At 73.1% G+C, this 13,077-nt stretch carries 11 protein-coding genes; 3 read left to right on the forward strand and 8 right to left on the reverse strand.

Going from position 1 to position 13,077, the window contains the following annotated elements; translation table 11 throughout:
- Positions 1-8: 8 nt before the first annotated feature.
- The 6 genes from C6W10_RS01395 to C6W10_RS01420 all read right to left on the reverse strand — a co-directional run bounded on the left by C6W10_RS01395 (position 9) and on the right by C6W10_RS01420 (position 5,347).
- Entirely contained in the window at positions 9-806 is a 798-nt protein-coding gene (locus tag C6W10_RS01395; RefSeq protein WP_107255983.1) for a MerR family transcriptional regulator, read from the reverse strand.
- A complete protein-coding gene (locus tag C6W10_RS01400) occupies positions 799-1,344 on the reverse strand; it encodes a glycosyltransferase (protein WP_107255984.1) in 546 nt (181 codons plus the stop codon). Before C6W10_RS01400 ends, C6W10_RS01395 begins: the two co-directional genes overlap by 8 nt.
- A gap of 100 nt (positions 1,345-1,444) precedes the next feature.
- Entirely contained in the window at positions 1,445-2,848 is a 1,404-nt protein-coding gene (gene sthA, locus C6W10_RS01405) for a Si-specific NAD(P)(+) transhydrogenase (RefSeq protein ID WP_107255985.1), read from the reverse strand.
- 72 nt (positions 2,849-2,920) lie between these two features.
- Positions 2,921-3,775, reverse strand: coding sequence for an aminoglycoside phosphotransferase family protein (locus C6W10_RS01410; RefSeq protein WP_107255986.1), 855 nt, complete (start codon positions 3,773-3,775; stop codon positions 2,921-2,923).
- A gap of 18 nt (positions 3,776-3,793) precedes the next feature.
- A complete protein-coding gene (locus C6W10_RS01415) occupies positions 3,794-4,297 on the reverse strand; it encodes a metallophosphoesterase (RefSeq protein WP_107255987.1) in 504 nt (167 codons plus the stop codon).
- 606 nt (positions 4,298-4,903) lie between these two features.
- Positions 4,904-5,347, reverse strand: coding sequence for an Hsp20/alpha crystallin family protein (locus tag C6W10_RS01420; RefSeq protein ID WP_107263564.1), 444 nt, complete (start codon positions 5,345-5,347; stop codon positions 4,904-4,906).
- Positions 5,348-5,447: 100 nt separating this feature from the next.
- On the opposite strand from C6W10_RS01420, the gene C6W10_RS01425 reads away from it, so the two are divergent.
- Positions 5,448-6,224, forward strand: a complete 777-nt coding sequence (locus tag C6W10_RS01425; protein WP_159104411.1) for an HSP18 transcriptional regulator — start codon at positions 5,448-5,450, stop codon at positions 6,222-6,224.
- A 7-nt stretch (positions 6,225-6,231) separates the two neighbouring features.
- Here the strand turns inward: C6W10_RS01425 and C6W10_RS01430 are convergent, their stop codons facing one another.
- Entirely contained in the window at positions 6,232-6,888 is a 657-nt protein-coding gene (locus tag C6W10_RS01430; protein ID WP_107255989.1) for a hypothetical protein, read from the reverse strand.
- Between the two features lie 294 nt (positions 6,889-7,182).
- Here C6W10_RS01430 and C6W10_RS01435 point away from each other — a divergent pair, with 294 nt between their 5' ends.
- Positions 7,183-8,283: a lytic polysaccharide monooxygenase gene (locus C6W10_RS01435; protein ID WP_107255990.1), complete on the forward strand. Its 1,101-nt coding sequence runs from the start codon at positions 7,183-7,185 to the stop codon at positions 8,281-8,283.
- Between the two features lie 68 nt (positions 8,284-8,351).
- Here C6W10_RS01435 and C6W10_RS01440 read toward each other — a convergent pair whose 3' ends face one another.
- Positions 8,352-9,254 (reverse strand): DUF2726 domain-containing protein, encoded by a 903-nt coding sequence (locus C6W10_RS01440; protein ID WP_107255991.1) that lies wholly within the window; start codon positions 9,252-9,254, stop codon positions 8,352-8,354.
- A 249-nt stretch (positions 9,255-9,503) separates the two neighbouring features.
- Between C6W10_RS01440 and C6W10_RS01445 the strand changes: the two genes are divergently transcribed.
- Complete coding sequence (locus C6W10_RS01445; RefSeq protein ID WP_107255992.1) at positions 9,504-13,010, forward strand: PT domain-containing protein; 3,507 nt, start codon at positions 9,504-9,506, stop codon at positions 13,008-13,010.
- The last annotated feature ends 67 nt before the right edge of the window (positions 13,011-13,077 follow it).

The following is a 13,077-nucleotide window of genomic DNA, read 5'->3' on the forward strand; positions in this document are numbered from 1 at the left end:
GTTACCGGTTACCGCCAGGTGGCGGTGTCGGGGTCGATCCCGTGTGCCCGAGCGGACTCGTCGATGATCTGCCGGAACCAGGAGGCCAGCCCGGCCCGAATCCCGTCGTAGTAGGTGGCGAAGCCCGGGTCGGACTCGAACATCCGGCCGAGACACACCTGCATCTGGCGGGTGAGCGGGAAGAAGTTGGAGAAGATCTCGCGGTGGCGCTCGACGAGCGCGTTCGCCTCCGGGCTGCCCGGGATGACACACCGGTCGAGGGCGTCGCCCAGATCGCGCTGCAAGGCGGTCATCGCCGCGGAGAGTGCCTGCCACTGCTCCCGGGTGCGGGAAGCAGAGCGCTCGGCGAACTGCGCCCACTGCGGGGAGTCTCCCCACACGGCGCGGGCCCCCCGGGACCGGCGCGCGTCCCATTCCGCGCCGAACGTCTCCGACTGCGCCTCGTCGCTCAAGAGGATGCCGCGCTCGTGCGCCTGGATCATCCGTTCCAGACGGTCGTCGAGCTGTTGCAGGTCATGGATCCGCTCCGCGAGCTGGGCACGCTGCTCGCGCAGGGTGGCGCCGATCTCCGCGGTCGCGTCGTCGAGCACCTCACGCACCGCGTCCAGCCCGAGCCCGGCCTCCCGGTAGGCGACGATCCGGTGCAGACGTTGCAGGTCTGCCTCGGTGTACTGGCGATAGCCCGCGGTGGTGCGTACGGACGGCGACGCCAAGCCGATCTCGTCCCAGTGATGCAGCGTGCGGACGGTCACCCCCACCAGCTCGGCGGCCGCGCCCACCGTGACACCGGCCTCGCGACTAACCATGTTCGCCACGGTGACCTTCGTCCGCCGATCCTGGGGCGACGATCCCGACCGACGCGAGATCACGCGCCTCCTGGCTGTCAGGGTCGAATTCCTTGGGGGCGGTGAACACGACCCGGGCCCGTTCAGGGGTGACGACTTCGACGTCCCGGGTCGTCCACGGCGTATCACGCGGTCCGGTGACGCTGCCGGGCGCAAGTTCCGTACACGCCGCCACGATCGGATCGATTTCGTCCAGTACGCAGGCGAAGCTCACGCTCATTGCCGGCGCCTCGGTTCGTTCGGCGCCCGCCGCCGCCGGGACGAGCAGGACATCCTGGAATGCCCATCGGCGCAGGTGGACCACCTGGCCGGGAATGCTGAACAGCTCGATGAATCCGAAACCGCGTACCCAGAAGTCCGTCGACGCCGCCAGGTCGGAGGTCGGAATCGTCACGAACACCGGCATCGCGTAGATGCCGCGAAACACCTCGGGCGCGACCGCCTTCGGCCCCCGCTCGGACAGCGGGCTCATCTCGAATGCGTCGAAGAAATCGCTCATGCGTTACACCGTCCACCCTCACGCGACGTGAGGGTCAAGCTGAGTTCGCAGGTCCGGTCCTGTCGCTGCGACGCGACCGACGTTTCGTGCCCGGGTGGAGCTAGTCACGCAGTCGGGCGAGGTGCCGCATCTTGTTCATCGCGTCCAGCGCGGCGACCTTGTACGCCTCGGCCAGCGTCGGATAGTTGAAGACCGCGTCGACCAGGTAGTCGACGGTGCCCTGACAGCCCATCACGGCCTGCCCGATGTGCACGAGTTCGGTGGCCCCGGTGCCGAAGATGTGCACCCCGAGCAGCCGACCGGTCTCCGGGGCGACGAGCAGCTTCAACATCCCGTACGAGTCGCCGCTGATCGCACCCCGGGCCAGTTCCCGATAGCGGGAGATGCCCACCTCGAACGGCACCTTGTCCCGGGTGAGTTCGTCCTCGGTCCGGCCGATGAAGCTGATCTCCGGAATGGTGTAGATGCCGATCGGCTGCACCTCCGGCAGCGCCCGGACCGGCTCGTCACAGGCGTGGTGCGCGGCAAGGCGGCCCTGCTCCATCGAGGTGGAGGCGAGGGCGGGAAAGCCGATCACGTCCCCGACCGCGTAGATGTGCGGCACCGCCGTCCGGAACTCCGCGTCGACCTCGATCCGGCCCCGCGCGTCGGCGGCGAGTCCGGCGTTCTCCAGGTCGAGTTCGCTGCCGAGGCCCTGCCGGCCGGCGGAGTACATCACGGTGTCGGCGGCGATCCGCTTGCCGCTCTCCAGCACCGCGATGGCGCCCCGGGCGTGCCGCTCCACCGCCGCCACCGCCTCGCTGAACCGCAGCGTCACCGCCCGGTCCCGGAGGTGGTATTTCAGCGCCTCGACGATCTCCAGGTCGCAGAACTCGAGCATGTGGTCGCGCCGCTCCACCACCGTGACCTTGCTGCCCAGCGCGGCGAACATCGAGGCGTACTCGATGCCGATCACCCCGGCACCGACCACGACCATCGAGTTCGGCACCCGTTCCAGGTTGATGATGCCGTCCGAGTCGATGATCGTACGTTCGTCGAAGTCCACACTGGCCGGTCGGGCCGGTCGGGTACCCACGGCGATGATGATCTTCTCGGCGGTGACCTTCGACTCGCGCCCGACCGGGTCGGTCACGGTGACCGTGTGCGGGTCGGCGAACCGGGCCGTCCCGGTGATCAGCCGTACCCGGTTGCGCGTCAACTGGCTGCGCACCACGTCGATCTCCCGGCCGATGACATGCTGGGTCCGCGCCGTCAGGTCGGCGACGGTGATGTCGTCCTTGAGCCGGTAGCTCTGGCCGTAGACCTCCCGCTGGCTCAGTCCGGTCAGATAGAGCACCGCCTCGCGCAGCGTCTTCGACGGGACCGTCCCGGTGTTGATGCACACCCCGCCGACCATGTGCTGCCGTTCCACCACCGCCACCCGGCGGCCGAGCTTGGCCGCCGCGATCGCGGCCTTCTGGCCGCCCGGTCCCGAACCCACCACCAGCACGTCGAAGTCATGCATTCCCACAGTCTGGCAGGCCGGTGATCGGAACGCTCGGGGCCGATCGGCCGGTCACCCTGCGCGGCTGCCCCTTCACCGCCAACCGTCCATCAACCGGCGCAGGTTCTGCCGCCACGCCTCGGCGAAACCCGGCTCGCCGCGCCGCTGGGCCCAGACCACGATGAAGACGGCGGTCAGCGCCGCGCAGGCGTGCAGGATCGCCCGGTCGGCGTCGTCGAGGGTACGCCCGTAGCCGGCCAGGAATGCGTCGGCGAGGTCCGGCCGGCCCCGCCACGGGCCGAAGTAGAGCCGGTTCAGGTCGTTGGCCCAGACCTCCGGTCCGGCCCACTCGAAGTCGATCACGTGCACCCGCCGTTCGGCGCCGTGCCGGTCGGCGCCGGTGACCAGCCAGTTTCGCGGACCGTAGTCGAGATGGCACGGTACCCGGGCCGGTGCCGCAATGCCGGATAGGTCGCGCAGTCCGGCCCGGACGAAGTCGAGTTCCCGGGGTTCGAGCAGCCGGCTCGCCCGGACCGAGAGCCGATCCAACTCGTCGAGCTTGCCGGCGGCCAGGTCGGGCCAGGGCGGCAGCGCCTCGGTTCCGTGCAGCCGGCGCAGCAGTACCCCCGCCGCGCGCTGCACCTCCGGATCGGTGACGTGTGCCAGGCCCGCCTCGCCGGGTACCGCCGAGAGCAGCAGTGCGCACCGGTCGTCGTCGTACGCCCGCAGCCTCGGTGCCTGCCCGCCGAGCCCCGGCACCCAGCGCCGGTACGCCGCCAGCTCCCGCCGGTAGCGCTCCGGGTCGGCGTGCCCCTTCACGAACCAGGTGGCCCCGTCGCCGTCCCGCGTTTCCAGCACGCGCGCCACCCCGTGCCCCCAGGACCGGTCGGCGACCAGCTGTGCCGAGCCGAGCACCTGCCGCGCGTACCGGATCAGCTCGGTACGCATGGTCAGGTCTCCTCCGGGTCAGGTCCGGCGCGGCAGGCGGTGCAGTACGACCTCGTCGAGCCGGCCGTCCGATATCTCTGCGGTCAGGTAGGTGGCGTACGGCTGGCGGCGCCGGTCGGTCGGCGAGCCGGGATTGAGCAGCCGCAACCCGCCCGGCGCCTCGGTGTCCCACGGGATGTGGGAGTGGCCGAAGACCAACAGGTCGCAGTCGGGGAACCGGTCGGCGCAGCGCCGCTCCCGCCCGGCGGCCGGGCCGGTCTCGTGCACCACCGCGACCCGCAGGCCGGCCAGTTCGACGCGGGCGATCTCCGGCAACCTGGCCCGCAGTTCCGGGCCGTCGTTGTTGCCGTACACCCCGACCAGCCGGGCGGCGCGGGACTCCAACACGTCGAGCAGCGGTTCGTGCACCCAGTCTCCGGCGTGGATGACCACATCCGCCTCGTCGACCGCCGTCCAGAGTTGCGACGGAAGGTCCCGGGCGCGCTTCGGCACGTGGGTGTCCGCCATCAGCACCAGGCGCACGCCCCCACCCTATCCCGCGACGGCTCCCGGGGAGGGGCCGGACGACCGCATCGGCCCGGCCCACCTGGGGTGGACCGGGCCGATAGTGGTGCTCGGGTGCCGGCGCGGCCGTACGCCTACGCGCCTGGCGCGGTGTCTGGGACCGTCGTCGCGCCACCGGGTTTGCCGTCCGCCGCACCCGTGGGAGAGAAATCGACGAGAGATGACGAGAGATGCGGTCGGGTCATCACCTGCCTCAGTCTGTCGCTGGGCCCGTCCGGTTGCCCGGAGGACCGCGCTGCCTGCGCCATCGGTTGGCGGTGGGGCCAGCCTCGACGGCGACGAACCGCACGCCGTCGGGTGGTTCGACGGGCCACAGTGGAGGTCGTGGCCCCGGCTGTGGTCGGGCCGGCGGCGGGGGTGGCGGCTGGTTCCAGCACGCGTCGATGAGCGCCTCGAACTCTGCCCGCATGAGTTCGTCGTCCCGCTGAACCAGCTCGACGAATGCCTCGTTGACCGACCGGGTCGTCGAGTGCTCGTGCCGTACGCCGCTGTGCATTTCCGTCACCCCCCACCACCGACGACACCGGAAGTCCGGCGAACCGCCGGAGCGTCCGGCTCTGTCTGTCAGGCGCTGATGACCTTCTGTCGTGATCCGCCGGAGGTGATCGCCACCCGACGGGGCTTCGCCTGCTCCTTCACCGGGATCCGCACGGCCAGCACACCGTTCTCGTGGCTCGCCTCGATCCGGTCGGTGTCCAGGCCGTCGCCGAGGAAGAGCTGCCGGGAGAAGACCCCGAGCGGTCGTTCGGAGACCTGGACCCGGGCGCCTTCGCCGAGGGCCGGCGGCCGGCGTTCGGCGCGGACGGTCAGCAGGTTGCGCTCTACGTTGATCTCGATCGCGTCCGGGGCGACCCCGGGTAGGTCGAACGCGACGACGAACTCGTCGTCGTTGCGGTAGGAGTCCATCGGAATGGCCGTCGGCCGGGACCAGGTGCCCGAACTCAGGGTGCCGAGGGCCTGCTGCGCGAACCGGTCGAGTTCGCGGAAGGTGTCGGTGCGCATCAACATCGGATCCACCTCCTAGTGCTGGCAACAGTGCTGTCAATGCGCGACACCTCGGTTGTATCATGTCGTCGGAACGATGACAAGTGAAATCGTCATCTCAGCGATGACACGAGGTCGAGAGCGGGAACGGATGGATCAGCAGGGGCGGGCCGAGCGGGCACGGTCAACCGGAGCCGGCGCACCGGCGACGCCGACCGGCGCGGCGTTCGACCGGGTGCTGGCGGTCACCACCCGGCTCGGCGACCCGACCACCCCCAGCCCGCGCCGGGGGGTCGAGCGGCCGGCGGCTCGCGCCGGGACGGTGGCGACGGCGGGCGAGCAGGACGGCGCCGAGGTGGCGCTCGACCAGGTCCTCACGGCCCTCGTCCTGCTCCGGCAACTCCGCGCCGACCTCGAGTCCTGGGAGCCCCGACTCATCGCCGCCGCCCGGCAACGCGGTGCCAGTTGGGCCGAGCTGGCACCGGCCCTCGGGGTGGCGAGCCGGCAGGCCGCCGAGCGCCGCTACCTGCGACTGCGCCCGGCCGAGGACGACGCCGCGCCGCAGACCCGGGACGATCGGGTACGCGCCGAGCGCGACCGCCGGGCCGGCGACCGCGCGGCCGCCCGCTGGGCCCGGGACAACGGTGCCGACCTGCGCCAGCTCGCCGGGCAGATCACCGCGCTGACCGATCTCGGCTCCGCGGCCCGGCCCAGCCTGGACCGGCTGCACGACGCCCTCGGCGGCACCGACCCGAACGCGCTGGTCCGGCCGCTCGCCGACACCCGGCGACACCTCCGCTCCGACCATCCGGCGCTCGCGGCCCAGGTCGACGCGATGAACGAACACCTCGACGAGGTACGCCAGCGCACCGCCCGGCGGCGCGGCCAGCCGCGCGGCTGAGCACGGCTCAGCGGGCCAGCCCGGCCGCTGTCAGGAGTCGCCGCCAGGTGTCGGTGTACTGCCCCCTGAACCGGCCCTTGCGCACCCGGTGGTCGAGGGCGGCCGGACCGCACATGTCCCGGACGAACTCCGGGTACCCGGCGCCGAGCACGCACTCGTCGAAGAAGGTGACGACGTCCGGCGCGAACTCCTCGACCTCGATCTCCCCCGGCATGCCCTTGACGTGGTAGAGATACTCGTCGGTGTCGATGAAATAGACGCTGCCGGTCTCGACGTCCAGCCGGATCGGCGGGCCGAGGTTCCGCTCGGCGACCAGGTCGACGGGGATTTCCCGGATCTCGTAGCCGATGGTCAGCGGATAGCCCAGCAGGTCGTCGGTGGCACACAACTCCCGGCCCGCCCAGGCGGCGGCGCTGTCGATCTCGGGCGGCCGGACGAACCGGAAGTAGCTCCCCTCCAGCCGGCGGAAGAGGCTGAACACCTCCACCAGACCGTCCGGCAGCTCCGGGATGGGCTCCAGCGCGGCGGTCGACTCCTCGATGACCACACCGAAGCCGTGTTCGGCCTCGACCCGCCGCAACAGTTCGACCTTTGCCGCGATCCGCGCCAGGGCGTCGCCCCGGCCACTCTGCGGCCGGACCGCGCCGGTCGACCCCGTCTCCATCCCGCCTCCCCGATCACCACGCCTCCGCGCGATGGTACGGCCGTCGGCCGCCGCTGCCGGCCGTCGGCTGCCGGGTCCGGCCGGGCTCGGCACACGCCTATTTGTTGAGACCCCAAACTATTGACAAGCACCATCCAGCGATGTGAATCTCTGTCCAGGGACCGCCACCGGAGCCGGGCGGACAGTACGGGAGCGCCGGGCAGCCTCCCGGGTACTCGCCCGTGCAATCGACGTCTGGGGGATCCCATGTCTTCGCTCGCCCAACCCCTCAATCCGGCCCGACGCCGCGTCCCGATGGTCCTGCGGATCCTCGCGGTCGCGGCGAGCGCGGTCGTCCTCCTCGCCGCCGCCCTCGCGATCTCCCAGCAGACCGCGGACGCGCACGGCTCGACGATCAACCCGGCCTCCCGCAACTACGGCTGCTGGAAGCGCTGGGGCAACGACTTCCAGAACCCGGCGATGGCCACCCAGGACCCGATGTGCTGGCAGGCCTGGCAGGCCGACCCGAGCGCCATGTGGAACTGGAACGGGCTCTACCGGGAGGGCGTGAACGGCAACCACCAGGCCGCCGTGCCGAGCGGCCAACTGTGCAGCGCCGGTGAGACCGGCGGCATCCGGTACGCCGCACTGGACAACCCGGGCAACTGGCAGGCCACCAACGTCGGCAGCAGCTTCAACGTCACCGTGCACGACCAGGCGCTGCACGGCGCCGACTACTTCCGGATCTACGTCACCCGACAGGGGTTCAACCCGCTCACCCAGCGGTTGGGCTGGGGCGACCTCGAACTGGTCCGGGAAACCGGCCGGTACGCCCCCGGCGAGGGCACCCGGGAGACCGGTGACTCCGTGCTGAACGGCGTCTCCATCACGATGCCGGTGAGCGCGCCGGGACGGTCCGGCCGGCACATCGTCTTCGTGATCTGGAAGGCCAGCCACGCCGACCAGAACTACTACTGGTGCAGCGACGTCAACTTCGGCGGCAGCAACCCGCAGCCGACGGCGACGCCGACCCGTACCCCCACGCCGACGCCGACCCGCACCACCCCGCCGCCGACCACCACGCCGACCCGTACCCCGCCGGCCGGCGGCACGGGTAGCTGCACGGCGGCGTACGCCGTCACCGGCACCTGGTCCGGTGGTTTCCAGGCCGACGTACGGGTCACCGCCGGCAGCGCCGCGATCCGGGGCTGGACGGTGACCTGGACCTTCGCCAACGGGCAACAGGTCAGCAACTCGTGGGGCGCCACGGTCACCAGCAGCGGATCGGCCGTCACCGCCCGGAACACCGACTACAACGGCAGTCTCGCCGCCGGTGCCAGCACCACCTTCGGGTTCCTCGGGTCGCAGACCGGCAGCAACCCGGTACCGACCCTGAGCTGCACCGCCACCACCTGACCGCTGCGGCGGCGACCAGCCGTCGGGCCGGATCCGTGTCGGCGCGGACCCGGCCCGACGGCCACCCGCTAGTCGAACGAGACGTGCTCGAAGGCATACGGGTTGAGCAACTCGTCCCGACGGCGGCGCAACCCGTCGAGTTCGCCGGTCAGCCGGTCCCGGCCGGTCAACGGCAACTCGACGGTCTCGCGCAGCCGGAGCCGCTCCCCCACCGCCATCGTGGCGAGGTCCTCGGCGAGCCGGCCCGGCTCGATCCCGCAGCTGAAGCGCTGCTGCCAGACCCGGACCCGTTCAAAGAGGTACGCCCCCGGTCGCACCTGGAGCCACGCCCAACCCTCGGCCGGGCCGTCCTTCCAGTCCAGGTGCAGGCTGCGCAGGATCGGGTCGACCAGCTCCCGGTTGACGTACGCCTCCACCGCCGCCGACCGGGCGGCCGCCCCGAGGTCGTTGACGTGCCCGCTGCTGCCGTCCGGCAACCGACCGACGATGTCGCGGTAGCTGCGCGGCGCGTCCGGGGCGAGTGCGGCGTACTCGGCCGGGTCGCCGGTGGCGGCCTGGAAGGCGCGGGCGTCGATGACGTACTCAACGATCCGCCGGCCGTGCGTGCGCGGCTGCAACGTCGCCGACTCGATCCGGAGCAGTTCCAGGCCGACCGCGTCGCAGACGGCGTGCTTCATCCGGTCGTCCCGGTGCGTCTGCGGGGTCTGCACGCTGGTGTCGACCAGCTCGACCGCGAACGACGCCGCCGCACCGTCCGGATCGGAGACCACGAAGTCGAAGAGCGCCCGGCTGGCCGCGTTCCACTGGCCGCCGGTGACGCCCTCGGGACGGCGTGGCACGAGCTGGCCGAGCCGCTGGTCGGGCCGGACGATCCGACCCGCCCGCTCGATCGTTGCGCCGGTGGCCGCCGGTTCGGCGGGAAGCCGGGTGGATCGCGTCGACGGCTGTCCGCCGCTACCAGTCTCTGCCATCTGTCCCTTGGTCCGTAACATCCGCTCGCCGCCTGGCTACACCGCCCGTCCGGCGGCAGGTCCCCACCATGCTAGGAACCCGCCGCCGGCCGCGCGTCGCCGGTCCGGGTCGCCGTGGCCGCCGAAGCGGGTCGGCCCGAGAGTGGAAACCCGGGCGCGGGGCGGAAACCCGGGCGCGGGACGGAAACGCGGGCGCGGGACGGAAATGCGGGCGCGGCCGGGCCGGGTGGCTCGGCAGAATGGGTCACCGTGTCGACCACCCCCACCGAGCGGCTGCTCCGCGAACTGGATCCCCTGCCGTACCCGCAACGGCTCCGTCGGCTCGCCCCGGCCGTACGGGCGCTGGCCGGCGACGGAACCCTCGCCGACGTACAGGCCCAGTTGCGCGGCGGCGACCGGTACCAGCGCCACCTGGCGCTGACAATGGCGCTGATCGGCCGCGACGAGGCCGGCATCGCCGCCGCGCTCGCCGACGCCGACCCGACGATCCGGGGCACCGCGCTGCGGGCCGCGCTCCGGGCCGATCGGTTCGACACCGACGACCTGGTCGCGCTGGTGGCCGACGCGTCGGCCCAGACCCGCCGGCTGGTCTGCCGGACGCTCGCCCGGTCGACCCACAGTGACCGGGCCGAGGCGTTGCTCGACGTGGTCCGCGGACGCTACGGCGACGCGGAGGCGGCCCGGCTGCTGCCCGGCTGCGGGGCGGAGACGGTGCGGCGGCTGCTGCCCGAACTCGACCACGCGATCGACAACTGGTCCGGGCTGCTCCGCCGGCACCGGGAGATCACGCTCGACTACGCCGAGCAGGTACTGGCCGGGCTCGACGCGCCGGCCCGGGAACGCTGGTGGATGCGTCGCGGCCACCACCTGCTCCGCTGTGCCGACCGCGCGCCGGGGCGGATCCTCGACCTGCTCGACCGGTACGCCCCGACCCGCCGGCTCCCCGGCGACCTCGCCAGCTACGGCGTGCTGGCCGCCGCCGACCCGGCCCGGGTGCTCCGGCTGCTCACCGATCCCGCCCGGGCCGGATGGCTCCGGCACACCCGGCTGCCGACCGCCCTGCTCGACCGGCTCGGCCGGCGCGACCCGACCGAACTGGTACCCCTCGCCGAGCGGCTCCGGGACGACGACACCCGGTTCGCCGACCTGCTCGCCGCGCTGCCGCCCCGGCACCGGGGAACCCTCTACGACGCCGCGACGGCACCGCTGGACCGGGCTCAGCTGCTCGTCTCCGACCAGGTGCTGACGGTACTGCCGCACGCCTGGCGGCACCGCGAGGTGCGGCGCATCCTGGCGCTGCCGAAGATCGCCGAGGACGAGGCCCGGACGCTGCGGTACACGGCGTACCTGCCCTGGCCGGAGGCGGAGCCGGCGCTGTCGGCGGCGCTGCGGCGGGCCGACGCCGACGACCGGGCCACCGGCTACGAACTGCTGCTGGCCGCCGCCGCGCGCAGCGCCGACCCGGCGGCCGTCGCCGACGCCGTCGACCGGCTGCTCCGGCTCCGCAACGAGCAGGATCCGGTCCGCAGCCGCGCCCTGCTGGCACTCGCCGCGATGCCCCGACTGCTCAGCTCCGCCTCGCCCGCGACGCTGGACCGGATCGCGCGGGACACCACCGAGGCCCGGGACGCGTCGGGGGCGAGTCGCGGCGCGCTGAGCCAGTTGGCGGTGGCGGTGCTGCGGCACCACCCGGACCGGTCGGCGCTGGTGCGGTGGTCGCTGCGGACCTTCGAGCGGCTCTTCGACGACCGGCGGCTGCCGTGGCTCGGCCAGCTCGACAGCGGCCTGCGCCGGGGGCAGGAACACGACTTCTTCGCGACGGTACGGCCCTGGCTGGACCGCGCCATCGAGCGCGGCAGTCACCAGCCGGTCGCCGCGGTGGCCCGGATGCTGGGCCGGCGTGCCCGGCACATACCGGAACTGCAACGGTTGCTGCGCCGGGCGATCGACCCGGAGGTGGTCTCGAACGAGTTCCGGGAGGCGGTCCGGCTCTGGCTCGACGACCCACCGACCCGGTCGGAACGGGTCGCCGAGGTGCTCCGGGTCGACCCGTCGACGGTACGGATCAACGAGGTGTGGCAGATCGTCGCCACCAGCCGCACCGACCTGCTCGACCTGGTGCTGCCCGGCCCGGTACCGGCCGGGAAGTTCCTCAGCGCCGGCACCCGCTGGACACCCCCGTCGGCCCGGTACGCCGGCCGCTGGCTGCCACGTCAGCAGCGCGCCCTGGCGGAGCTGCTGGAACGGGTCGCCGCCGACGCCGGCACTCCGGTGCAGACCCGTGCGCAGGCGATCTCCGCCGCCGCCCAGCTACCCGAACACGGCCTGCCGTTCGTCACCCGCTGGGTCGACTCGCCGAACGTCAACCTCGCCGAGGCGGCGCTCGGGGCACTGCCCTGGACCGACCGGCCCGCCGAGGCGCTGCCGATCCTGCTCGGCCACGCCGACGGCGACCGGGCCCGGGTCGCCACCTACGCCGCCGGCCGGGCGGCACGGTTCGTCGCACCGTCGCTGCTGCCGGGCGTACTCGGGGAGATCGCGACCGGGCGCGGCAAGGTGACCAGCCGCAAGGAGGCGCTCCGGTTGCTGGCCCGGTTCGGCGGGCCGGAGTCGATGCGACCACTCTGGGACGCCTGGCGGCAGGAGGGCCAGCACCGCGACGTCCGGGCCGCGATCGTCTCCGCCGCCCGGCTCCGGCTGGACCAGCCGACGTGCTGGCAGATCGTCGAGCAGGCCGCCGACGGGAGCCGGGAGGACCTGCTCGCCGTACTGGCGCAGCAGGCCGAGGCGACCGCCGCGACCGACCGCCGCAGGTACGCCGCACTGGTGGTACGTGCCTGCGGGCATCCGGACCGGACGGTGGCGAGGGCGGCCTGGGCGGTACTGCCGGACTGGGCGCCCTGGGCCGGCGACCTCGTCCCGGTGGTCGTCGCGGCCGTCTCCGACCTGCACAGCGAGCAGATCTGGCCGACCGTGGTCACCGCCCTCGGCCGGATGCTCGACGTGCCGACCGCCGCCGGCCCGGCAGACCCGGGTCCCGGACCGGTCGAGCCGCCGACGGCGGACGGCACGGCGCAGCCGGGTGCCGGACCGGTCGACCCGCCGACGGCGGACGGCACGGCGCAGCCGGGTGCCGGACCGGTCGATCCGTCGGCGGCGGAGGGAACGGCGCACCGGGGTCCGCTGGTCGCCGCGCTGGCGGCGCTGGTCAGGTTGGACGGCGCCGACGGCGATCCGGGCGGCCCGGCCGTCGACCGGCCGGCCCGGCGCCGGATCGAGGAGCTGGTGGCGACCGCGGTCGACTGGGCCGGCACGGCCGGACCCGAGCGGGATCGGGAGCCGGTCGTGGCCGCCGCCCGGCTACTCGCGACGGAGCCGGAGTTCGTACCGGCGGCCGGGCGGCTCTTCGCGCAGCTCGTCCGGCTGGAGACCGCCGTACCCGACGAACTGGTCGCGGACCTCGCCGCGCTGGCCGGGCTGCTCGCCGACCGGCCGGTGCTGGCGGACCGGCTCGCCACCCGGCTCGGCGAGCGGGTGGCCGCCGGTACCGGCGTCCCGTCCGATGCCGTGCTGCTCGACGCGGCGGACCGGCTCGCCGGCCGGACCGACCCGGCCGGTGCGCTCTTCGCGCTGGCCCTGGCCCGGGCCGGCGGCCGGTACGGCTGGAGCCGGCCGTGGCAGGAGCTGCTGCACCGGCTGCGTCGCCATCCGGTGCCGGACGTCCGGTCGGCCGCCCTCGACGTCGCGATGGCCTGACTACGCCCCGACCGCCCGCCGCCGAGCACGACCGGTCCCGCCGGAGCACGACCGTCCGGCGGGACCG

Source organism: Plantactinospora sp. BB1, assembly GCF_003030385.1.
In the GTDB taxonomy this organism is placed as follows: Bacteria; Actinomycetota; Actinomycetes; order Mycobacteriales; family Micromonosporaceae; genus Plantactinospora.